Origin of the sequence: Mycobacterium alsense, assembly GCF_002086635.1 — a bacterium.
GTDB lineage: Bacteria > Actinomycetota > Actinomycetes > Mycobacteriales > Mycobacteriaceae > Mycobacterium > Mycobacterium alsense.
Genome location: NZ_MVHD01000016.1, coordinates 61,517 through 83,698 on the forward strand (window position 1 = coordinate 61,517; position 22,182 = coordinate 83,698).

The following is a 22,182-nucleotide window of genomic DNA, read 5'->3' on the forward strand; positions in this document are numbered from 1 at the left end:
GGTTCAAGACCGCAACTCAAGATCCCTTGTCAAGGTCCCTTCTCAAGATCCCTTGGAGTAGCGAGTCAAGAACCCGGCGGCCGCGATCCCAGCGACCGCACCGATAACCCCCCACAGCACCAGCTGGAACACCATCGATCCGAAGAGCCAGCCGAACGTCAGTCCGATGTACAGCACCCAGATCAGGCGGAAAACGCTCCACGCCGCAACCAGGCCGGCGCTGATCCCGAAGTACAGGCTGCGCTGGCGGTCGACGCGGTTGATCTGCTCTTCGATGCTGGTGGGTACAAGCTTCATGTCTGTGACTTCCTTTCCGGTGGCGCCGCCGGGTTGGCGCCGCTGCGACAAGTAGAAGCCGGGGGATCGGCTACCGATCCCAACAACGGTCCCGGCAAGATCCCGACAAGATCCCGACAAGATCCCGACAAGATCCCGACAATGTGCGCGCGATTTCGCTGTGCACTACTGTCACGCGGGACACATCCGGTTTGCCGAACCGATGGAGGAGCCGTGAGCCCTGAAGAGGTGGTCCGCGCCGAACTAGACGCCTGGAGTCGCCTGAACGTCGACGAGATCGTGGGCCACTTCGCCGACGACGCCGTCTGGGACAACGTGCCTCTCGGGGCGGTGTCGGGTCTCGACCAGATCCGCAAGGCCGTGCAGGGCTACGTCGACCGCACGGCGGAGGGCAACATCGAGATCCTGAATCTCGCCGTCGCGGGCAACGTGGTCTTGACCGAGCGCGTCGATCATTTTGTCTACGACGGCACACCGATCCATGCCCGGGTCATGGGGGCCTTCGAGGTGGACGGCGACAAGATCGCCGCCTGGCGCGACTACTTCGACCTGCCCAACGCCCCGTCGTAGACCCGGTTCATCTCGGCCTGGAACCGGCGGTAGCTCTCCCTGCGGCCGGGCCGGCGCCGCACGATCAGCCAGCCGGACCCGAGGGCGGCGAACCACAGCGGAAACCAGGCGAGCGCGATCGCGGTCTCCCGCTGGGTGCACAGCGTCCAGAGCACGAATGCGAAGAAACCCAGCACGGCCCAGCACATCGCCACGCCCGCGGGCATCCGGTACGACGCATCGGCGTGGCGCTGCGGGTGGCGGCGCCGGTAGACCAGGTAGCTGACGACGATCATCGCCCACACGAACATGAACAACAGCGAGGCGATGGTGGTCACGAGGGTGAAGGCCCACATGACCGAACCGCCGAGATACAGCAGCGGGATCGAGGTCAGCAGCAGCACCGCCGTGAGACAAAGGGCCGCCGCCGGCACGCTGGAGCGGTTCAGGCGGCAGAAAATCGCCGGGGCGCTGCCTTCGTCGGCCAGGCCGAAAAGCATGCGCCCGGTCGAGAACACCCCGGAGTTGGCCGCCGAGGCCGCCGCGGTCGTCACCACGAAATTGACGACGGACGCGGCGGCGCCGAGACCCGCCAGCGCGAACATCGTCACGAAAGGGGACTCGCCGCTGGGAAACTGGCGCCACGGGACCACGGTGAGCATGGCCAGCAGCGCGCCGACGTAGAAGATCGCCACCCGAATCGGGACGGCGTTGATCGCGCGCGGGAGCGTGCGGCGCGGGTCGGCCGACTCGGCCGCCGCGGCGCCGACGAGTTCGACACCCACAAACGCGAAGAACGCGATCTGGAACCCCCCGACCACGCCCATGAAGCCGGCGCCGAAGAATCCGCCGTCGTTCCACAGGTTGGCCACCGCCGCCCGATGGCCTTGTGGCGAGACGAAATTGGTCGCCACGAGCACCGCGCCCACGCCGATGAAGCACACGATCGCCGCCACCTTGATCAGCGCGAACCAGAACTCGATCTCCCCGAAGTTGCGGACGCCGAACAGGTTGACCGCGAGGATCGCGCCGACCGTCACCAGCGCCACCGGCCAGGCCGGCAGCCCGGGCCACCAGAACTTCGAATAGCCGGCGATCGCAACGATTTCCGCGATGCCCGTGACCATCCAGGCAAACCAATACGACCAGCCGACGAAGAACCCGGCCGCCGGGCCCAGCAGGTCGGCCGCGAAGTCGACGAACGATTTGTAGTTCAGGTTCGACAACAGCAGCTCGCCCATCGCGCGGAGCACGAAAAACACGAAGAAGCCGATGATTCCGTACACCAACACGACCGCCGGGCCCGCGTGGGAGATCGTGCGCCCGGAACCCATGAACAGCCCGGTGCCGATCGCGCCGCCGATCGCGATCAGCTGGATGTGGCGGTTTGAAAGGCCCCGCCGCAGTTGCGGGATCTTCTACGCTCCGTCGTCGCGAAGCTTGACCACCAGCTTGCCGACGTTGGCGCCGTCGAACAGCATGTTGATCGCCGTCGGCAGCTGCTCGAAGCCCTCGACCACCGTCTCGAGCGGCGTGAGCCGGCCGTCGGCGATCAGCCCGGCGATCTCGGTGGCCGCCTCCGCCGCACGCCCCAGATGGTCGAGGACGATGAAGCCCTGCAGCGTGGCGCGCTGGATCAACAGGTTGCCGAAGGCGCGCGGGCCGGGCGGCGGGTCGGCGGCGTTGTAGCCGGAGATCAGGCCGCAAAGGGCAACCCGCGCACCGATGTTCAGCCGCGCGAAGACCGCGTCCATGATGTCGCCGCCGACGTTCTCGAAGTCGACATCGATGCCATCGGGGGTCGCGGCGGCCAGCCGGTCGGCCCAGTCGTCGGCGCGGTGGTCGACGGCGGCGTCGAAGCCGAGCCGCTCGGTGAGCAGGGCGCACTTCTCGGGTCCGCCGGCGATCCCGACGACGCGCGCGCCGTCGGCCTTGGCCAGCTGACCGGCGACCGACCCGACCGCGCCCGCCGCGGCCGAGACGACGACCGTCTCGCCGCGCTTCGGCCTGCCGATGTCGCGGATCCCGATCCACGCGGTCAGCCCCGTCGTTCCGAGCGCGCCCAGGTAGGCGCTCGGCGAAATGCCCTCGGCGAGCTCGAGCGGCATCACCAGCGACGTGTCGTTGAGGACCGCGTATTCCTGCCAGCCGAGCAGGCCCTGCACGGCCTGCCCGACCTCGTACCTGGGGTTCTTCGAGGCGACGACCTCGCCCAGCCCGCCCGCGCGCATCACCTCGCCGATGGCCACCGGCGGCAGATACGTGGGCGTGTCGTTGATCCACATGCGGTTGGTCGGGTCGAGCGAGATCCAGTCGACGCGCACCAGCGCCTCGCCGTCGCTGATGTCGGGCACGGTGCCCTCGCTCAGCTGGAAGGTGTCGGGACCGATGCGTCCGGTGGGGCGTTTGCTGAGCACGAAGCGGCGGTTTCGATCGGACATATGCGCACCGTACTGGACACGGCGCCGATCGGCTCTACTCTTCAACAAGGGGGCAGTGCAACGCGGAGGTTGGCGCGGTGAACGTGGTGTCGCGGATTGTCCTGCTGCCCATCGTGGTAACGACCGCCGCGGCCGTCTCGCTGCACGGACCGGCTCGCGCCGATCCGCCACCGACTCAGGTGATCACCGTGGTCGCCGTCGGGCCCGGCGGCCAGCCGATCAACGGCTACCGCGAAGCGACGGGACCGGGCAACGTCGGCGAGGCCGGCGATTGCTCGACGGCGTCGCCCTCGGCGGTGGCCGACGACGTCTACTACTGCTCGCCGAGCGCGGCGGGCGCCAACGCCTGCTGGCCGTCGACGCCGGGATCGCTGCTGTGCGTGGACAACCCGTGGACCATGAGCATGCACCGGGTGCTTTACGACGGTCCGCTGCCGCCCGTGCGCGCGAACGCCAACCCGGACCCGTTCGCGCTGACGCTGGACGACGGCACGCGCTGCCTGTTCCGCAACGGCGGCGCCTGGGGCGGGCGGGCGGATGGCTACGTCGGCGTCTACGGGTGCGGCGACTCGCCCGGCGCCCACCCCGCGGTGCTATCGCTGCCCGACGCGGCCCCCGGCACCTGCATCGACCGCTCGTCGGCGGTGTGGACGGTCAAGGTCGGCCAGCTGGGGCGACCGGACGCCGTCTTCCCACCGCCGCAGACCCGCACGGTGACCGCCGCCTGGCTCGCCGGCGGCAAGGCCGGCCAGTAGGGCTGCTATAACCCAGATATGGCAAGCCCCGCGCACACGATCACCCACGTCTCCGACACGGCCCGGTGGACGGCCCTGCACCGGGCGACCGAGTCGGCCCGGCCGGACGCGGTGTTCACGGACCCGCTCGCCGGGCGCCTCGCCGGTGAGCACGGCCGCGCCATCGTCTCCCGGGTCCCGCGGTCGACCCGCAACGGGTGGTGGCTCGTCGCGCGCACCAAGATCATCGACGACGCCATCGCCGACGCGATCGCCGACGGCTGCGACCGGGTGCTCAACCTGGCCGCCGGTTTGGACACCCGGCCCTACCGGCTGGAGCTGCCGCCCGATTTCACCTGGGTGGAGGCGGACCTGCCGAAGTTGCTCGAGGAAAAGACGGCGCTGCTGGCCGACCAGGCGCCGCGCTGCCGGTTGACCCACACGGCCGTCGACCTCGCCGACCCGCAGGCCCGGGGCGCCTTCCTCGACGAGGCCCTGCGCGGCGCGACCAGGGCGCTGGTGCTGACCGAGGGCCTGTCGATGTACCTGGACGACGGCGACATCGCCTCGCTGTCGGCGGCGATCAAGCGCCCCGAGGTCGCCTGGTGGATGATCGACTTCGCCGGCCCCGGCCTGAAGAAGATGATGAACAAGAAGATGGCCGGCATGCTGCAGAACGCGCCGTTCAAGTTCGCGCCCGAGAACGGACTGGCCTTCTTCGAGGGCCTGGGCTGGCGCGTGGTGGACGTGCAACCGCTGTATCTGGCCGCCCACCGGTTGCATCGGCTCCCGCTGTACATGCGCCCGCTGACCTGGCTGCCCGAGCCGAACCCGCGTCACCCGGGCCGCCGGGTGTGGAGCGCGACCGCGCTGCTCACGCAGTGAACCGCCGGTGGTAGATGAGCCGAGCCAATGACAAGGTGGACGCCAGGCTGCTGACCGGCGTCTCGGAGACCGCGCTGTTGACCCTCTACGGCAGGGCCGACCAGGCCGGCCGCCCGGACCCGATCATCGACGACCCGGTGGCGATCAAGCTCGTCGAGTCGATCGACTTCGACTTCGAGAAGTTCGGCCGCAAGGGCCAGGAGATGGCGCTGCGCTCACTGGCCGTCGACCGGTGCGCCACCGAATACCTCACCGAGCACCCCGCGGCAACGGTCGTCGCGCTCGCGGAAGGCCTGCAAACCAGCTTCTGGCGCCTGGACAGTTCGCTGCCCGACGCGCAATTCCGCTGGGTGTCAGTGGATCTGCCGCCGATCATCCAACTTCGGCAGCGCCTGTTGCCGCGTTCCTCACGGATCACGGAACTGGCGCAGTCGGCTCTCGACTACAGCTGGATGCCCACCATCGACAGCAGCGACGGTGTGTTCGTCACCGCCGAGGGGTTGCTGATGTACCTGCAACCCCACGAGGCCATCGGACTGATCGCCGAGTGCGCCAAACGGTTTCCCGGCGGGCGGATGTTCTTCGACCTGCCGCCGATCTTCGTCAAGAAGCTGGCGCCGCGCGGGCTGTTGTCATCGAGACGCTACCGGGTGCCGCCGATGCCCTTCAGCCTCTCCGCGGGTCAACTGGCGAAACTGGCCAACACCATGCCCGGGGTGCGCGCGGTGCACGATATCCCGATGCCGAGAGGGCGAGGCTTGTTTTTCGGGACCCTGTTCCCCGCGTTCTGGCAGTTCGGCCCCGCGAAGCCGTTCCGCGGGGCCTACACCGTGCTCGAGTTCGGCTGAATGTGAGCTGACTGTGGATCGACGGGCCGGTCCTACCAGACGCGGATCCAGTCGACCAGCATGTCCGCGGGGTAGCTGCCCGGCCCCGGATCCCCGCCGCCCGAACCGGCGACCGCGAGGTTGAACACCGGAAACACGGTGTAGCCCGGGGCGTTGAACGGCCAGTCCGGCAGCGAGCTGGCCGGCACGTCGAAGTACGGCTGCGCGCCGTCGGAGTAGTCCTTCCAGAAGCGGATGCCGGCCTCGTCCCACTGGCATCGCCACGTATGCCAGCCGCCGTCGACCGCGATGTTGTGGGTCTTCCACTCGCCGCCGTTCGCCTTGGCGTGGACGGTGGTGGCCGAGGGCCAGCTGCCGTTGCCGTACCACTCGACGACGTCGATCTCGCCCTGGTCGTCGTTGCCCAGCCAATAGGCCGGCCACGCGCCGGCGGTCAGGCAGCCGAGCTTGATCCGGGCCTCCCAGGTGTGGCCGACGCCGCCGCGCCACAGGCTTTGCACCTTGCCGCTGTAGTACGTGGGCCCGTCCTTGGCGGCGCGCAGGACGAGGTTGGAGTTGCCGTCGACGAACACGTTGCGCCGGTCGTCGCGGTACTGCCCGATGTTCTCCGGGAGCTCCCAGTGCGTCGGGTCCTTGATCGTTTCGCGGGCCTTCGCCACCGCCCACTTGGAGGGGTCGGGGGCCGAGCCGGCCGGGCCGTCGAACTCGTCGTGGAAGACGTAGCTCCCGGCCTGGCCGCTGGGCGCCCCGGGCGCCGGTCGCGGGGGAGCGGCCTTGGCCGTCGGGAACGGCAGCGCGACCGCCAGCGCCCCGATCCCGGCCGTCAGCATCATGCGGCGGCGATCCATCTCCGGCATAAGCAAGGCACCATAGCAGCCGGCGCCGCGCGGACGCGAAACGGGAATGTCGGTGGCCGCCGTTAAAGTCTGGATCACCGGGTTACCGAATGCGCCGCAATTCATGGCCAATTCACACCTGGGCGGGTGGTTTGGTCACAGGATTCGCGGGCATCCTGAATCACGAACCCATAACCACCGCGGTGGTTTTACGGGTTGATCGGGAGGAGAAAATCATGGCGAATGGGTCCGAGGCGAAGGTCATCAACCTTCGGTCTCATCCGGCATGGGCGGCGGCCCGGCGGCGGGAATGGGAGCGCCGCGCAGCGATGCGCCGCCACCCGTCGTACCTGGCCCGGCGGCAGGCGGCGGGCGGCGTGGTCCGTCGCTTCACGGTGTACTCCAACGGCGATACCCCGGCCTGAATAAATGCGCCTAGCGCACCAATGCGTTTCGGGCGCGCTTCGCCGGAGTAGAGCCGGTCCGCGAGATTTTTCGCGGCAATTTTTGCCGCGCTGCCTCCCAAAAAAATTTACGCCGTCCCGTGTCCCGTAATCATCGGCAGCAGGTATTGGCGCACGTAGGCGCGGGTGTCCTCGATGGTCGCCAGGTTGATGCTCGTGTGCGGCGTGACGATAAACGACAGCGTGAGCCGGGTGTGCAGCTCGGCGACGGTGCGCAGATGGCGCTCCTGGGCGGGGGTCGTCTTCGCGGTGCCGTAGAGCCCGGTCCGCAGCTCCGCGACCGACCGGTCGGTGGCGAAATCGACGATCGGGCCGGCGTCGACGGTCAGGCTCGGCAACAGGGTCTCGGGTTCGGTGCGCAGCAACTTCTTGAGCAGGGCGTGTTCCCGGAGGTACGTCACCGTGAAGACCGTCCCGTGGACCAGTCGGTCCTCCAGCGTGGTCGCGGTCGCGCACGCCTGCGTGTGGCCATCGAAATAGCGGCGCGCCTCGGCGAGGACGACCGCGTCGATCAGCGCGCCCTTGCTGGGGAAGCGCCGGTACAGCGTCGCGCGGCCCACCCCGCTGCGGCGGGCGATGTCGTCCATGGTGACGCGCCGCATCCCGACCAGCTCGGCCTGTTCGATGGTGGCGTCCAGGATCCGGGTGGTGAGGTCGTCGGGCAGGCGCAGCTGGGCGAGGAGGGCGGGCTCGGGCGCGGTGAGGCGCCGGACGAACTCCGCCGTTCGGCTGGTGGTCACCCTTGTGGTCACTCTGGCCCCTTGCTTGTCGGTGTGGCTCGTCGTATCGTGGCCACTGATACGTCCGAGACATTCTAAGTCTATTTGTATCACGACAGCGACGGCACTGGGGGCTCGTCATGGACCTTCGTTTGTGGGCGCGGTGGGCGGCAATGCACGGGGTCGTCCGGGCGTTCACGAAGGTTCGCGGCTCGCGCGGCGACCCGTTGGCCCGGCTGATCGCCGGCCATGGCCGCGGCATCGACCCCTATCCGCTGATGGAACAGATCCGCGCGCGCGGGCCGCTGGTGCGCACCCCGTTCACCTGGGTGAGCGTCGACCACGTCGTCTGCCGGGAGGTGTTGCGGGACAAGCGGTTCGGCGTGACGGCCCCGTCCACCATGGATCTGCCGCGCCCGCTGCGCGCGCTGATCGCGCGCACCGACGACTCAATCGCCGCCAATCCCGTCGAACCGCCCGCCATGGTCGTCGTCGATCCGCCCGAGCACACCCGCTACCGGCAGGCGGTGGCGCAGAGCTTCACCCCGCGCGCGATCGACGCCCTGGGCAGCCGCGTCCGCGAAGTCACCGACGACCTCATCGAACGCCTTGGCGGCACAACGCATCCGGATCTGATCGCCGATTTCGCGTCCCGGCTGCCGGTGGCCATCATCGCCGAAATCCTCGACCTGCCTCCCGACACCCACGCGGACATGTTGGAATGGGGGCACAGCGGGGCCCCGCTGCTCGACCTGGGCATCGGCTGGCGAACGTACCGGTCGGCGATCGAGAGCCTGCGCGGCGCCGACCGCGAACTTCGGGAACGCTTCCATCAACTGCGCTCCGGTGAGGCCGGGGACAATCCGTTCAGCCGGCTGGCCACCCACGGCACGCTCACCGACCACGAGTTCACCGCCAACGCCGCGCTGCTCATCGGCGCGGGCTTCGAAACCACCGTCAACCTCATCGGCAACGGGATCGTCGTGCTGCTGCGGCACCCCGATGAACTCGCACGGCTGCGCGCGGACCCCGAGCTGTGGCCGTCCGCCATCGAGGAGATCCTTCGCATCGACAGCCCGGTGCAGATGACCGCCCGCACCGCGCAGTGCGACGTCGACATCGCCGGGCAGCGCGTCGCCGCCGGCGACATGGTCGCCCTGCTGCTCAGTGGCGCCAATCGCGATCCGCGGGTGTTCGCCGATCCCGAGCGGTTCGACGTTGCCCGGGACAACGCCCGCGAGCACCTGGCGTTCGCGTCGGGCATTCACGCCTGCCTCGGCGCCCCGCTGGCGCGCATCGAGGGGGCGACCGCGCTGCGGGCGTTGTTCGAGAGCTTCCCCGACCTCGAGCTGGCCGGCCCGCCGCAGCCGAGGGGACTGGTCAACCTGCGCGGATTCAGCAGGCTGCCCGCCAATCTCGGCACCAGGCGCGTCGCGCCGTCGCGCGCCTGATCGCTACAGCTTGCCCGCGACGAAGTCGGCCGCCTGGTTGGCCATGCCCGCGTCGATGTAGGCGCTGGCGAGGTGCTGCGGCCAGTTCTCCTTCCAGGTATTCGGGTCGGCGGGGTTGCAGACCGGGTCGGCGCCGTGGCACAGCTCGATGGTCCGGTCGTTGTAGATCGGGCTGAAGTTCGTGATCGGGCCCGCCCATGAACTTCCGTTGCCGAACAGGGCGACGGCGGCGATGTGCTGATCGGTGCCCGGCGGCAGCGGGCTGTCGAAGCCCAGCGCGTTGAACGGCACCGCGAGCACCACGTCGGTGACCGCGGCGCCCAGCGAGTAGCCGCCCAGCACCAGCCTGGTGTCCGGGCAGTCGTTGACCACGCTCTGGATGTGATGGCTCATGTCGTTGGCGCCGACGTCGACCTCGGTGTCGGCCGGGTACCGCACGGCGTACGTGGTGATGGTCTTCGACACCTTGGATCGCAGGGCGCCGATGAACGCGTTCCCCAGCACGCCGGGGCCGGGTGATTCCTTGCGGCCGCGGGCGAACACGACATGCACCGGCGCACAGCTGGCCGCGACGGCGGGCGGCGCGGCCGCCCGTGGTCCGAGGGGAAGCACCGCAGCGGCGACCGACAGCCCGGCCGTGACGAGGAGAGGCAATACGCGCACAGCATGATGTTAGAGGCAACCCGCGCGCGCCGCTCGCCGGCATGAATGCGGGTGCACGCCTGGTAGGTTCGGCTCATGAACCGCGCCGACGTCGGGTCGCCCGAGCGCCTGTTCGCGATGGCCGAGCAGGTGACCGGCTTCATGCCACCCGACGAGGGGCGCGCGCTCTACGACGCCGCGCTGCGCTACCTCGACGGCGGCGTCGGCGTCGAGATCGGCACCTACTGCGGCAAATCCACCCTTCTGCTCGGCGCGGCGGCCCAACAGACCAACAGCGTGCTCTACACCGTCGACCACCACCACGGCTCGGAGGAGCACCAGGCCGGCTGGGAGTACCACGACGCCTCGCTGGTCGACGAGGTCACGGGGCTGTTCGACACGCTGCCGCGCTTCCGCCGCACCCTGGACGCCGCCGGGCTCGACGACCACGTCGTCGCCGTCGTGGGGCGCTCGCCGGTGGTCGCGCGGGGCTGGCGATCGCCGCTGCGGTTCTTGTTCATCGACGGCGGCCACTCCGAGGAGGCCGCGAACCGGGACTACGACGGCTGGGCGAAGTGGGTGGTCGTCGGCGGGGCGCTGCTCATCCACGATGTGTTTCCCGACCCGCGTGACGGGGGGCGCCCGCCGTACCACATCTATTGCCGCGCCCTGGATTCCGGCCAGTTCCGGGAGGTTTCGGCGACGGGGTCGCTGCGGGTGCTGGAGCGCATCAGCGGCCCGTAGCCACGCATTCGCAGTCGAAGCCGGTCTGCAGCCCCACCGGCAGCCCGTCGCCGCGGAAGATCCCGCTGCCCGCGGTGGTGTCCGACAGCGCGTCGGCCGCCAGGATCATTGCCGCGCCGGTCCAGGTGGTGCGCTCCTCGGGCCAGCGCTTCCCGTCGGCGAATACCAGCCCGGTCCAATAGGATCCGTCGTCTTCGCGCAGGTGCTGCATCGCGGCGAACTGCCGGTGCGCGGCGGACCGGTGGCCGATGGCGTCGAGCGCCATCACCAGCTCGCACGTCTCGGCGCCGGTGACCCAGGGCCGGTCGCCGACGCAGCGGATGCCCAGGCCGTCGACCACGAAGTCGTCCCAGCGCTGCTTGATCCGCGCCGCGGCCGCCGGGCCCCGCACGGCGCCACCGAGGATGGGGTAGTACCAGTCCATCGAGTAGCGGTCCTTCTCGGTGAACGCCTCGGGATGCACGGCGATCGCGTGGCCCAGCCGCCCGAGCGCCAGTTCCCACTCCGGCTGCGGGTCGCCTACCAGCGCGGCCAGCGCCAGCGCGCAACGGATGCTGTGGAACACGCTGGCGCACCCGGTCAGCAGCGCTTCCGGGACAGGCCCGGATTCGCTTTGGGCCCAGGCGATCTCGCCATAGCCGAACTGCAGGTCGATGACGAAGTCGATCGCCCCGTGCACCATCGGCCACATCGCCGACGCGAACGACTGGTCGCCGGTGATCTGCACGTGATGCCACACCCCGGTGGCGATGTAGGCGCAGAAGTTGCTGTCGCTGTTGGCGTCCTCGACGACGCCCGCGCGGACCTGGATGGGCCAGGAGCCGTCGGGCCGCTGGGTGCGACGGCTCCACTCGAACGCCGCCCGCGCCGGATCCAGCAGACCGGCGGCGGTGAGCGCCATCGCGCATTCGATGTGGTCCCACGGATCGGTGTGGCCTCCGGAGAACCAGGGGATGGCGCCCGACGATTCCTGCTCGGCCGCGATCGACTGCGCGGTCTGGCGGCATTGGCCGGGGGTGAGGACACCCGGAACGGCGGGCGGGCTAAACCGATGCAACGGAATACCCCGGGGCCGCTTCGCTTTCGATCGCGTGCCGTTTTGTGAAATACATGGCGACACTCTTGCCGACGAACGGGTTGAGCAGCGACTCGGCCAACCGCGTCAGTCGCGGGCGCCGCATCAGGTCCCAGACCAGGAGCTTGTGGTAGGCGGCCACCGCGGGATGGTCGGGGTTGGAGACGCCCACCGCGCACTTCAGCCACCAGAACGGCGAGTGCAGCGCATGCGCGTGATGGGTGTGCGTCAATTCCATTGCGCCCATTGCGCCGCCGCTGATCTTGTCCCGCAACTCGCTCGCCCGGTAGATGCGCACGTGGCCACCCTCGTTGGCGTGGTACTCGTCGGACAGCAGCCAGCACACCCGCTCGGGCAGCCAGCGCGGCACGCTGACCGCCAGGGTGCCGCCGACCTTGAGCACGCGGACCAGCTCGGCGATGGCGGCGTCGTCGTGCGGGATGTGTTCGAGGATTTCGGACGCGATGACGCAGTCGAACGTCCCGTCGGCGTAGGGCAACCTCAGCGCGTCGCCGAGGACCGCCTTCGCCGACGCCGCGGCGGGCGCCTCGCCGTTGTCGGCCATCGCACGCAAAATCGTTTCGACGGAACGTAATTCGGTCTCGTCACGGTCGAAGGCGACGACGTCGGCACCGCGCCGGTAGGCCTCGAACGCGTGCCGGCCGGCCCCGCACCCGACGTCGATGACCGTGGTGGCCGGCCCGATGCCGAGGCGGTCGAAGTCCACGGTCAGCATCGCGCGATCGCCCGCTCGTAGACGCCCACCGTCTGCGCGGCCACGGCCTCCCAGCTGAACACGCTGACCGCGCGGTCGCGCCCGGCCTTGCCCATGGTGCGGCGCTTTTCCGGCGAGTCGAGGAGCGCGCCGAGCGCGCCGGTGAGCGCGTCGACGTCGGCGGGCGGCACCAGCTCGGCGCAGGCGCCGTCGGTCCCCACCACCTCGGGCAGCGCTCCCACCCGGCTGGCCACGATCGGGGTGCCGCTGGCCATCGCCTCGACCGCCGGCAGCGAAAACCCTTCGTAGAGCGAGGGAATGCAGGCGACCTCGGCCGAGGCGAACAACGCCGCGAGCTCCGCGTCGGAAAGCCCGCTGGTGATGTGGACGATGTCGGAGATGCCCAGCTCGGCGATCAGCTTGTGGGTGGGGCCGTTGGGCTCCACCCTGGCGACCAGCCGCAGCTCGAGGTCCCGGCGGGTGCGCAGCCTGGCCACCGCCTGAAGCAGGTTGCGGACGCCCTTCAGCGGGGTGTCGGCGCTGGCGATCGCGATGACCCGGCCGCGGTGGCGGGGGCGCGACCCGGGCTGGAACAGCTCGGTGTTGACCCCGAGCGGCACCACGTGCAGCTGATCCGGTGCGACACCGAAGTCGGCGACGATGTCAGCCGCCGACGACGAGGACACCGTCAGCAAATCGGGGATCCGCCGCGCCACCTCTTCCTGCATCTTGGAGAAGCCGTACCAGCGATGGACCAACGGCTTGCGCCACCACCGCGCGGCGGCGACGTCGAGCACCCGGTCGCGGGTGATGGGGTGGTGCACGGTCGCCACCACCGGCAGGCCCGCGTCGGCGATCGCGAGCAGCCCGGTGCCCAGGCTCTGGTTGTCGTGCACGACGTCGAACTCGCCGGCCCGTTCGGCCAGCAGCCGGGCGACGCGCATGGTGAACGTGCGCGGTTCGGGAAAGCCCGCGGTCCACACGGTCAGCAGTTCCAGCAGGTCGATCGAGTCGCGGATCTCGCTGGGCCGCGGCACCCGGAACGGGTCGGGCTCGCGATAGAGGTCGAGGCTGGGCACCTTGGTCAGCCGCACCCGCGGGTCGAGCAGCTCCGGATAGGGCTGGCCGGAAAAGACCTCGACGTCGTGCCCGAGTTCCACCAGACCGTGGCTGAGATGGCGCACATAGACGCCCTGTCCGCCGCAATGCGTCTTACTACGGTAGGACAGCAGGGCAATTCGCATACTTAACTCTTATCCGCCGGAGAATGAGCGCGGACGGCCGCCCCCTGTTCGGTCGCGATCAACGGACTCCCGAACCCCGTGACAGCAAACTGGACATGTGTCCAGACTATAGTTCGCCGACCTAAATGACGCAACGCAGGGGCGCCGTCGCGCGGACTTCACTGGCCGGCGGGCAGGCTTCGTGGTCAGCGCCCGCGGGAGCCGATCCAGCACCTCGGCCGACGACATGCGCGCCGCGTCGGATCCGGGGAGTCGGCAACCAGGAGCGCCGACGGTATGTTGATCGGGTGCCGCAACGAGTCGACTTCGAGGTGACCCGCGAGGCGCCGTCGCTGGATCACTACCGGCGCGGATGGGTGCCGCGCGACGGCGCGGGTTTGGCCGGCATCTGGCTGGGGGCGGTCGTCTCGGACGCGTCGGGCCAGGACTACTGGGGGCTGCGCGGAACCGACGACTTCCTGGTCGGGATGACGCACGTCGTCTCGCCGATCTGCGGGTTCCGGGCGCTGCGCAAGGGCCTCGATCCCGACTCGCCCCACCTGTTCGACGAGTACTCCTCGATCGACTGGTTCGAGCCGATGGAGTACGTCGACGGCGGCGACCGGCTGCAGACGATCTACTCCAGCGGCCGCATCGAACGCGACGCGGACGGCTTTCACTGGTACGACGCGGGCGACCGGTGGCAGATCCACGGCCGGCCGGTCAGCGACGTCGTCGTCACCCACGTGCCGGCGCAGGACGGCGTCGACCACGAGGTGTACTACCGCCACGAGCTGATGCATGCGACGGGCGTCGTCGCCGGCGTCGAGGTATCGGGGTACGCGCACCAGGATTTCGCCTACGGCCCGCCGGGGATGGCCTACACCGAACTGCCGATCGCGCGCCACCTGCAGGGCATGTGGGTGTCCTGGCTGCACGAGTACGGCGACGGAACCCTGGGCGGCGGCAGCTTTTGGCAGGGCCGCGACGGCGTCGCGTTCGGGCCCGGCTACCGGATCAAGGACGGCGTCACCACCGTGCACGACGACATCGTCGCGACGCCGGGCTTCGACGGCGACGGGAAACTGGTCGCCCTGGACGCGTCGATCGCCGACGATTCGTATTCGTTCGCCTTCGACACCAGCGGCAGCCCGTTGCACTTCTTCGGGCGGCTGACGGGCGATTCGTCCGGCAACGAGCCGGCCCGCAGCTGGTGTTGGGTCGAGTACGCGGGGGGCATGCTGACCCCGGAGCTGCTGGACCTGATGATGCAGCGCTTCAAACTGGCCCGCGGTCGTTGACAACCGTGCGCGCCGCCGGCTTTGTTACCATCGCGCGGTGCGCGGACTCTCCAGGCGCGACGTCCTCAGGTATGCCCCGGCCGTCCTCGGCCTGGGGGCCGCCATGGCCGGCGGGCCGAACGCGGCGGCCGCCGATCTGAAGCTGATCGACTTCGCCGAGAAGCGGATCGCGCCGGAGGAGATCAAGGCGGCGGGCTACGGCGGCGTGGTGAACTACGTGTCGGAGTCGCGGCCGGGCGCGAACTTCGAGGCCAAGCCCCTCACCCGTGCGTACGCCGATTCGCTGCGCGCGGCGGGCCTGCAGATCGTCAGCAACTTCCAGTACGGCAAGCCCGGCTGGCCCGACCCGTCGGACTACACCCGCGGCTTCGACGGCGGCGTCGCCGACGCCCACACCGCGATGCGCCTGCACTCCGCGGCCGGCGGCCCGGACTCGGCGCCCATCTTCTTCAGCGTCGACGACAACATCGACCTCAACACGTGGAATGACCCTGCCGTGCAATGGTTTCGCGGGATCAACTCGGTGCTGGGCGTGGCCCGCACCGGCATCTACGGGCATGCCAAGGCCTGCGGGTGGGCGATCCGCGACGGCGTCATCGGGAACTCGAGCACGCCGGGGCACCGCTGGGCGTGGCAGACCAGGTCGTGGTCCAACGGCGAGCGCGAACCCGCGGCGGTGCTCTACCAGGCCGTCGTCAACAGCCCGTCGAACCCGGGCCCGCTGCTCGGCGGGATCAACGTGGACGTCGACGACGTCCTGGCGCCCGACTACGGGCAGTGGGACCTCGCCCGCTGAGGCCTCGTCGTACCTCGAGACATAAACCTCGGCGGCCGACGGGCTGACGACGCCCCGCGCGCCGAGGGCCCGCGGGGCGTCGCCTGTGCTATCCGAGCGTCACTTCAGGTCGAACCGGTCGGCGTTCATCACCTTGACCCACGCCGCGACGAAGTCCTCGACGAACTTGCCGGCGTTGTCGTCCTGGGCGTAGACCTCGGCGAGCGCGCGCAGCACCGAGTTGGACCCGAAGACCAGGTCGTTGGCGGTGGCCGTCCACTTGCGCTGGCCCGACGAACGGTCGAAGCCCTCGTAGACGTTCTCGGCCGCCTCCGACGCCTTCCACTCGGTGCCCATGTCGAGCAGGTTGACGAAGAAGTCGTTGGTCAACGTGCCCGGCTTGTCGGTGAACACGCCGTGCTTGCTGCCGCCGTGGTTGGCGCCGAGGGCGCGCAGACCGCCCACGAGCACCGTCATCTCCGGGCCCGACACCCCCAGCAGGTAGGCCCGCTCCTGCAGCAGCTGCTCGAGCGGCGCCTTCTCGCCGGCGCGGATGTAGTTGCGGAACCCGTCGGCCCGCGGTTCGAGCACCGCGAACGACTCCACGTCGGTGTTCTCCTGCGTGGCGTCGGTGCGCCCCGGCGCGAAGTGCACCGAGATCTCGTAGCCGGCGTCCTTGGCCGCCTTCTCGACCGCCGCCGAACCGGCCAGCACGATCAGGTCGGCCAGCGAGATCTTCTTGCCGCCGGAGGCCGAGGCGTTGAAGTCCTGCTGGATCTTCTCCAGCGCGGGCAGCACCTTGTCCAGCTCGGAGGGTTCGTTGACCTCCCAGCTGCGCTGCGGCTCAAGACGCAGCCGCGCCCCGTTGGCCCCACCGCGCTTGTCGGTGCGCCGGTAGCTGGACGCCGCCGACCACGCCGTCTTGACCAACTGCGGGACGGACAGCCCCGACTCGAGCACCTTGCCCTTCAGCGCGGCGACGTCCTTCTCGTCGACCAGCTCGTGGTCGACGGGCGGGACCGGGTCCTGCCACAGCTGCGGTTCGCCGACCCACGGGCCGAGGTAGCGGCTGATGGGCCCCATGTCGCGGTGCAGCAGCTTGTACCACGACTTGGCGAAGGCGTCGGCCAGCTCTTCGGGGTGGTCCAGCCAGCGCCGCGTGATGTCGCGGTAGATCGGCGACTCGCGCAACGCGATGTCGGTGACCAACATGGTCGGCGAGCGACCCGGGCCCCCGAACGGGTCGGGGATGGTGCCCGCCCCGGCGCCGTCCTTCGCGGTGTACTGCCAGGCGCCGGCCGGGCTCTTGGTCAGCTCCCACTCGTAGCCGTACAGCGTCTCCAGGAAGCTGTTGTCCCACTTGGTCGGTGTGGGCGTCCAGACCACCTCGATGCCGCTGGTGATGGCGTCCTTCCCCTTGCCGGTGCCATAGGAGCTCTTCCAGCCCAGCCCCTGCTGCTCGATCGGGGCGGCCTCGGGCTCGGGACCCACCAGGTCGGCGTCGCCGGCGCCGTGGGTCTTGCCGAAGCTGTGACCCCCGACGATGAGGGCGGCCGTCTCCTCGTCGTTCATCGCCATCCGGCCGAACGTCTCGCGGATGTCGATCGCCGCGGCGATCGGGTCGGGCTTGCCCTCGGGGCCCTCGGGGTTGACGTAGATCAGGCCCATGGTGGTCGCACCGTAGGGCTGGGCGAGGTCGCGCTCACCGGAGTAGCGCTTGTCGGTGCCCAACCATTCGTCCTCCTCGCCCCACAGGATCTCTTCGGGCGCCCAGACGTCTTCGCGGCCGAAGCCGAAGCCGAACGTCTTGAACCCCATCGACTCCAGGGCGCAGTTGCCGGCGAAGATGATCAGGTCGGCCCAGGAGATCTTGTTGCCGTACTTCTTCTTGACCGGCCACAGCAGCCGGCGGGCCTTGTCCAGGCTCGCGTTGTCCGGCCAGCTGTTGAGCGGGGCGAAGCGCTGCAGGCCCTGCCCGCCGCCGCCGCGGCCGTCGAAGATGCGGTAGGTGCCCGCGGCGTGCCAGCTCATGCGGATGAACAGGCCGCCGTAGTGGCCGTAGTCGGCGGGCCACCAGTCCTGCGAGGTGGTCATCAGCGAGAACATGTCGCGCTTGAGCGCCTCGACGTCGAGCTTGGCGAACTCCTCGGCGTAGTTGAAGTCCTCCCCGTACGGGCTCGCCTGGGGGTTGTTCGGGTGCAGCGTCGAGATGTCGATCTGGTCGGGCCACCAGTCCCGGTTGGTCAGCGGCGCATGCGATTTCGGCTTGGGGGAGGGGATCGCCGGGTTTTCGCTTTCGCTGGTGCTAGCCGTCTTGCCTTCGTGGGGTGGGCGGCTCTGGGAGATATCGGATGACACAGCGTTCCTTTCCGGTGGTGGGTGATGCGGCGATCACGGGGGTGATCAGGGCTCGGCGGTGCAGTCGGGGCACATGCCCCAGTAGATGACTTCGGCCTCGTGGAGGACGAAGCCATCCAGTGCGTCGTTGTCGTCGGACGGGGTCAGGCACGGCGCCTCGCCGACCGCGCAGTCGACGTCGGCGATGATCCCGCAGGACCGGCACACCACGTGGTGGTGGTTGTCGCCGACCCGGGACTCGTAGCGGGCGACCATGCCCAGCGGCTGGATGCGCCGAACCAGGCCGACGGCGGTCAGCGCGTTCAGCACGTCGTACACGGCCTGGCGCGAAACGTCGGGCAGCCCGCCACGCACCGCCGTGAAGATCGTCTCGGTGTCGGCGTGGGGGTTGGCGTGCACGGCCTCCAGGACGGCGACGCGGGGCCGGGTCACGCGCAGGTCGGCCTCTCGCAGCCGGTCCGCGTAACTCGACGATGGGGACACTCTGCCAATATGACTCCGTTATTTGGAATCAGTCAAGACTTTCCTGGAGGCGTTTCACGGGGCCGGCTGCAGGGCGCTGCCGTGGCGCCATTGATCCCAGCTCAGCGTCCAGTCCCCGTTCTGCGCCACCGTCAACGGCGGCCCGCCGCTGTTGCGTACCTCGACCACGTCGCCCGGCACCGAGAAGTCGTAGAACCATTTTGCGTTGTCGGCGTTGAGGTTCAGGCACCCGTGCGAGGTGTCCTGGTGGCCCTGGGCCCACACCGTCGCGTCGAGCTGGTGCAGATAGATGCCGTCGCTGCTGATCTTGGTCGCGTAGTTGATGGTCTCGCGGTAGCCCAGGCGCGAGTTCTTCGGCAGCCCGAACGTCGAGGAGTCCATCACCACCGGGTTGCCCTTGTCGAGCACCGTGTAGACGCCCGGCGGGGTCCACAGCGAGATCGTGCGGCCGCCCACGTCCTCGGTGCCGCCCATCCCCATCGAGGTGGGCATGGTGCGGACCAGCTTGCCGTTGTCGAAGACGCTCACCTGGTGGGTGGCGTCGTCGGCGATCGACACGTGCGCGTCGCCGATGCGGAACGACACCCGGGTGTCGTCCTGGCCGAAAAGTCCTTCCCCCAAGGCGATTCCGTAGATCTTGGCCTCGGCGGTCACGCTCGTCCCGGGGGAGTAGTAGCGCTCCGGGCGCCAGTGGGCGTTTTGGCCGTCGACCCAGAACCAGGAGCCCGGCACCGGCGGATCGGTGGTCACGTTCAGCCGCCGCTCGGCGGCGGCCCGGTCGGGGATCTGCTCGTCGAAGTGGGCGACGACCACCGTGCCGACGCCGTAGGTGCCGCCCTCGCGCAGCGCCGCCTCGGCGGTGGTGGTGAACGACACCTTGGTCTGGTTGGACGGCCGCAGCGTCGAGAACGACGAAACCTGCGTGGCCGCAACGCCATTGGGCCCGCGGCTGGTGACCGTCAGCGTGTAGGTGCGCCCGTAGCCCAGCGGGACGGTGGTCTTCCAGACGGTGTTGTCCGGCGTCATGACGCCCTCGACGGGTTTGCCGCTCTCGTTGGCCATGCGGACGTCGGTCAGCGTTCCGGCGTCGGCCTTCACCATGACCGGTGCGACGGGGTCGACGTCGCGCGCGTCCGGGGAGGGGGTGATGGTTATCCGCGCCGCCTCAGGCGCTTTCGAAGCGGCCCCCGGGTGGTGGCACGCGGCGACCGCGAGGCTCAGGACCAGGCTCAGGACGATGAAAACCGCCGACGGGGTCCGGCGCGACCGAATGATTGTCATGGTGGGCACCGAGTAGCCCGCGGCGGGTGCCGGGAAACGTGGCGCGAGTCCATGATGGGGGCATGGCCGACGACGAACTCGACAGTCTCTACTGGGCGCGGCCCGACGCGTTCACCGCGCGGCGCGCCGAATTGGCCGCCGCGGCCAAGGAGCGCGGCGACGCCGCGGCGGCCAAGCGGATCTCCGCCACGCGCAAACCCACGACGGCGGCCTGGGTGGTCAACCGGCTCGCGCTGCGCCACCACGACGCCCCGAAGCGCCTGACCGACCTGGGCGAGCGGCTGCGCGCCGCGCACGCCGAGATGGACGGCGAGCGCATCCGCGAGCTGTCCGCCGAGCAGCACCGGCTCATCGCCAATCTCACCCGGGCCGCGTTCGACGCGGCCGAGGTGAAGCGGCCGTCGGCGTCGGTGCGCGAGGACGTGACCGGCACGCTGCAGGCCGCCGTCGCCGACCCCGGCGTCGCGAAACGGCTCGGCCGCCTGGCCAAGCCGGAGCAGTGGTCGGGCTTCGGTTTCGGCGAAGCGGCACCGGCGAAAGGCCGGTCCGGGGCGCGCTCAAAGCCGCCCGCGCGGGACAGGGCCGCGGAGCGGCACCGGGAGACGCTGGAGGCGGCCAAGAAGGTCCTGGCCGACGCCGAGCGGGCCAAGGCCAAGGCCGACGACGCCGTGCGCCGAGCCGAGCGCGAATACCGCAGGGCCGACGACAACCTCGATAGGGCGAAGCGCGCCGGCCGTGCCGCGGCGGAGACGGTCAAGCAGGCGAAGCAGCAGCTCAGGCGGGTGTGAGGGCGCCGGCGAGGTTTCCGTCCTCGCTGCGGGGGTATCAGCACCGCCGTGACTTCTTTATGGTTCGACGAGCGAGCCGAACAGCCTTGGACCGCAAGCCGGCTTGACGACGGCCCCCGTTCGGCCGACGTCATCGTCGTCGGCGCCGGGATCACCGGGCTGACGACCGCGGTCCTGCTGGCCCGCGCCGGCAAGGACGTGTTGGTGCTCGAGGCGCGCACCGTGGGCGCGTGCGCCACCGGGAACACCACCGCCAAGATCAGCCTGCTCCAGGGCAGCCAGCTGTCCAAGGTCGTGCCCCGGCACGGCAGGGACCTGGCCCGCGCCTACGTCGACGGCAATCGCGAGGGCCAGGAATGGATCGTGCAGCACTGCGAGTCCAACGGCATCGCGGTGCAGCGCGAGGACGCCTACACCTACGCGCAGTCCGCCAGGGGCGTGCCGTCCGCGCGCGCGGAGCTGAAGGCGTGCCAGGCGGCCGGCCTGCCCGCCGTGTGGGACGACGATGCGGACGTGCCGTTCCCGTACCACGGCGGCGTGCGGCTGCCCGACCAGGTTCAGTTCGACCCCATGCCATTCCTGGACTCGTTGGCCGCCGAGCTGCTCGAGCGCGGCGGCCGGCTGGTCGAGCAGACCCGGGTGCGACGGGTGTCGTGGCGCGGCAACGGCGTCCGCGTGCACGTCAACGACGCCGCGCGACGCGACGTCGAGCTGACGGCCGGGCGGCTGGTGCTGGCCACCGGGATCCCGATCCTGGATCGCGGCGGCTATTTCGCGCGGGTGAAGCCGAGCCGGTCCTACTGCCTGGCCTTCAAGGTCCCCGGCGACATCACCCGGCCGATGATGATCTCCACCGACTCGCCGACGCGCTCGGTGCGCTACGCGCCGGTCGCCGACGGCGAGCGGCTCATCGTGGGCGGGGCCGGTCACACAGTGGGCCGCGAGAAGAGTCCCTCGCAATCGCTGGAGGAGCTCTCGTCGTGGACGCGCAAGCACTTCCCGGGGGCCGTGCAGACCCACTTCTGGTCGGCGCAGGACTACACGCCCATCGACCATCTGCCGTACGTCGGCCCCATCCTGCCCAACAGCGAAAGCATCTTTGTCGCAACGGGTTTCAACAAATGGGGCATGACCAACGGGGTGGCGGCGGCGCTGTTGCTGTCGAGCCGGATCCTGGGCGGCCGGATGGACTGGTCGCGCGCGTTCGCCAGCTGGAGCCCCCACGAGCTCACGGGCCTGCTGACGGCGATGCAGGCCAACCTCGAGGTCGGCTTCAACCTGACCAAGGGCTGGATCACCCCGGCGATCCGCACCGGGCGCCGCAGCCCCGTCAACGGCGAGGGCGGCGTGGTGAGCGGGCCGCCGTGGCATCTCGAAGCCCGTTGCCGGGTGGACGGCACCGAGCACCGCGTCTCGCCGGTGTGCACGCACCTGGGCGGGATCGTGAACTGGAACGACGCCGACCAGGCGTGGGAATGCCCGCTGCACGGGTCGCGGTTCGCCCCGGACGGCACCCTGCTGGAGGGCCCGGCCACCCGCGACCTGACCGCCTAGGCCCACCGCAAGCGCACAC

General features: G+C 69.8%; 23 protein-coding genes. 11 read left to right on the plus strand and 12 right to left on the minus strand.

Features of this window, described 5'->3' with window-relative positions; all coding sequences use genetic code 11:
- Positions 1-42 precede the first annotated feature (42 nt).
- Positions 43-297 (minus strand): hypothetical protein, encoded by a 255-nt coding sequence (locus BST11_RS11920; protein ID WP_083138208.1) that lies wholly within the window; start codon positions 295-297, stop codon positions 43-45.
- 213 nt (positions 298-510) lie between these two features.
- Here BST11_RS11920 and BST11_RS11925 point away from each other — a divergent pair, with 213 nt between their 5' ends.
- Positions 511-867, plus strand: coding sequence for a limonene-1,2-epoxide hydrolase family protein (locus BST11_RS11925; protein ID WP_083138173.1), 357 nt, complete (start codon positions 511-513; stop codon positions 865-867).
- Here the strand turns inward: BST11_RS11925 and BST11_RS11930 are convergent.
- Both BST11_RS11930 and BST11_RS11935 read right to left on the minus strand, forming a co-directional pair.
- Positions 837-2,261 (minus strand): amino acid permease, encoded by a 1,425-nt coding sequence (locus BST11_RS11930; protein ID WP_083138174.1) that lies wholly within the window; start codon positions 2,259-2,261, stop codon positions 837-839. The two genes, BST11_RS11925 and BST11_RS11930, sit on opposite strands and share 31 nt — an antisense overlap.
- 3 nt (positions 2,262-2,264) lie before the next feature.
- The gene (locus BST11_RS11935) at positions 2,265-3,287 is read right to left on the minus strand and encodes an NADP-dependent oxidoreductase (RefSeq protein ID WP_068212734.1); all 1,023 of its coding nucleotides are present in this window, start codon (positions 3,285-3,287) and stop codon (positions 2,265-2,267) included.
- Between the two features lie 77 nt (positions 3,288-3,364).
- Here BST11_RS11935 and BST11_RS11940 point away from each other — a divergent pair, with 77 nt between their 5' ends.
- The 3 genes from BST11_RS11940 to BST11_RS11950 are packed head-to-tail and all read left to right on the plus strand — an operon-like array spanning position 3,365 to position 5,754.
- Positions 3,365-4,042, plus strand: coding sequence for a hypothetical protein (locus tag BST11_RS11940; RefSeq protein WP_083138175.1), 678 nt, complete (start codon positions 3,365-3,367; stop codon positions 4,040-4,042).
- A gap of 18 nt (positions 4,043-4,060) precedes the next feature.
- Positions 4,061-4,906 carry a class I SAM-dependent methyltransferase gene (locus tag BST11_RS11945; protein ID WP_083138176.1) on the plus strand — a complete coding sequence of 282 codons (846 nt, stop codon included), beginning with the start codon at positions 4,061-4,063 and terminating at the stop codon, positions 4,904-4,906.
- A gap of 14 nt (positions 4,907-4,920) precedes the next feature.
- Positions 4,921-5,754 (plus strand): class I SAM-dependent methyltransferase, encoded by an 834-nt coding sequence (locus tag BST11_RS11950; protein ID WP_083138177.1) that lies wholly within the window; start codon positions 4,921-4,923, stop codon positions 5,752-5,754.
- 32 nt (positions 5,755-5,786) lie between these two features.
- On the opposite strand, the gene BST11_RS11955 is transcribed toward BST11_RS11950, so the two are convergent.
- Entirely contained in the window at positions 5,787-6,611 is an 825-nt protein-coding gene (locus BST11_RS11955; protein WP_083138178.1) for a glycoside hydrolase family 16 protein, read from the minus strand.
- Positions 6,612-6,826: 215 nt separating this feature from the next.
- Here BST11_RS11955 and BST11_RS11960 point away from each other — a divergent pair, with 215 nt between their 5' ends.
- Complete coding sequence (locus tag BST11_RS11960; RefSeq protein ID WP_083138179.1) at positions 6,827-7,015, plus strand: hypothetical protein; 189 nt, start codon at positions 6,827-6,829, stop codon at positions 7,013-7,015.
- Positions 7,016-7,122: 107 nt separating this feature from the next.
- On the opposite strand, the gene BST11_RS11965 is transcribed toward BST11_RS11960, so the two are convergent.
- Positions 7,123-7,794, minus strand: coding sequence for a TetR family transcriptional regulator (locus tag BST11_RS11965; protein WP_083138180.1), 672 nt, complete (start codon positions 7,792-7,794; stop codon positions 7,123-7,125).
- 119 nt (positions 7,795-7,913) lie between these two features.
- On the opposite strand from BST11_RS11965, the gene BST11_RS11970 reads away from it, so the two are divergent.
- Complete coding sequence (locus tag BST11_RS11970; protein WP_083138181.1) at positions 7,914-9,224, plus strand: cytochrome P450; 1,311 nt, start codon at positions 7,914-7,916, stop codon at positions 9,222-9,224.
- 3 nt (positions 9,225-9,227) lie between these two features.
- Here the strand turns inward: BST11_RS11970 and BST11_RS11975 are convergent, their stop codons facing one another.
- Complete coding sequence (locus BST11_RS11975; protein WP_067321578.1) at positions 9,228-9,887, minus strand: cutinase family protein; 660 nt, start codon at positions 9,885-9,887, stop codon at positions 9,228-9,230.
- A gap of 75 nt (positions 9,888-9,962) precedes the next feature.
- Here BST11_RS11975 and BST11_RS11980 point away from each other — a divergent pair, with 75 nt between their 5' ends.
- The gene (locus BST11_RS11980; RefSeq protein ID WP_067321576.1) at positions 9,963-10,610 is read left to right on the plus strand and encodes a class I SAM-dependent methyltransferase; all 648 of its coding nucleotides are present in this window, start codon (positions 9,963-9,965) and stop codon (positions 10,608-10,610) included.
- Here the strand turns inward: BST11_RS11980 and mmpH are convergent.
- Genes mmpH through manT form a run of 3 tightly spaced genes read right to left on the minus strand, consistent with a single transcriptional unit; the run spans position 10,597 to position 13,644 of the window.
- Positions 10,597-11,667: an MMP endo-(1,4)-3-O-methyl-alpha-D-mannosidase gene (gene mmpH / locus BST11_RS11985; protein WP_083138182.1), complete on the minus strand. Its 1,071-nt coding sequence runs from the start codon at positions 11,665-11,667 to the stop codon at positions 10,597-10,599. The two genes, BST11_RS11980 and mmpH, sit on opposite strands and share 14 nt — an antisense overlap.
- A complete protein-coding gene (locus tag BST11_RS11990; protein ID WP_083138183.1) occupies positions 11,654-12,421 on the minus strand; it encodes a class I SAM-dependent methyltransferase in 768 nt (255 codons plus the stop codon). Before BST11_RS11990 ends, mmpH begins: the two co-directional genes overlap by 14 nt.
- Entirely contained in the window at positions 12,415-13,644 is a 1,230-nt protein-coding gene (gene manT, locus BST11_RS11995; protein ID WP_083138184.1) for an MMP alpha-(1->4)-mannosyltransferase, read from the minus strand. Before manT ends, BST11_RS11990 begins: the two co-directional genes overlap by 7 nt.
- A gap of 287 nt (positions 13,645-13,931) precedes the next feature.
- On the opposite strand from manT, the gene BST11_RS12000 reads away from it, so the two are divergent.
- Together BST11_RS12000 and BST11_RS12005 are read left to right on the plus strand one after the other, a co-directional pair.
- Complete coding sequence (locus BST11_RS12000) at positions 13,932-14,924, plus strand: hypothetical protein (RefSeq protein ID WP_083138185.1); 993 nt, start codon at positions 13,932-13,934, stop codon at positions 14,922-14,924.
- A 103-nt stretch (positions 14,925-15,027) separates the two neighbouring features.
- Positions 15,028-15,720: a DUF1906 domain-containing protein gene (locus BST11_RS12005; RefSeq protein WP_244897625.1), complete on the plus strand. Its 693-nt coding sequence runs from the start codon at positions 15,028-15,030 to the stop codon at positions 15,718-15,720.
- 99 nt (positions 15,721-15,819) lie between these two features.
- On the opposite strand, the gene katG is transcribed toward BST11_RS12005, so the two are convergent.
- The 3 genes from katG to BST11_RS12020 are packed head-to-tail and all read right to left on the minus strand — an operon-like array spanning position 15,820 to position 19,821.
- Positions 15,820-18,057 carry a catalase/peroxidase HPI gene (gene katG, locus BST11_RS12010; protein WP_083138187.1) on the minus strand — a complete coding sequence of 746 codons (2,238 nt, stop codon included), beginning with the start codon at positions 18,055-18,057 and terminating at the stop codon, positions 15,820-15,822.
- A 45-nt stretch (positions 18,058-18,102) separates the two neighbouring features.
- Complete coding sequence (locus BST11_RS12015) at positions 18,103-18,540, minus strand: Fur family transcriptional regulator (protein ID WP_083138188.1); 438 nt, start codon at positions 18,538-18,540, stop codon at positions 18,103-18,105.
- Positions 18,541-18,594: 54 nt separating this feature from the next.
- The gene (locus BST11_RS12020; protein WP_083138189.1) at positions 18,595-19,821 is read right to left on the minus strand and encodes a L,D-transpeptidase; all 1,227 of its coding nucleotides are present in this window, start codon (positions 19,819-19,821) and stop codon (positions 18,595-18,597) included.
- A 62-nt stretch (positions 19,822-19,883) separates the two neighbouring features.
- Here BST11_RS12020 and BST11_RS12025 point away from each other — a divergent pair, with 62 nt between their 5' ends.
- Both BST11_RS12025 and BST11_RS12030 read left to right on the plus strand, forming a co-directional pair.
- A complete protein-coding gene (locus tag BST11_RS12025; protein ID WP_083138190.1) occupies positions 19,884-20,609 on the plus strand; it encodes a hypothetical protein in 726 nt (241 codons plus the stop codon).
- A 48-nt stretch (positions 20,610-20,657) separates the two neighbouring features.
- On the plus strand, positions 20,658-22,163 hold the full coding sequence (locus BST11_RS12030; protein ID WP_083138191.1) for an FAD-dependent oxidoreductase: 1,506 nt from the start codon (positions 20,658-20,660) through the stop codon (positions 22,161-22,163).
- Positions 22,164-22,182 lie beyond the last annotated feature (19 nt).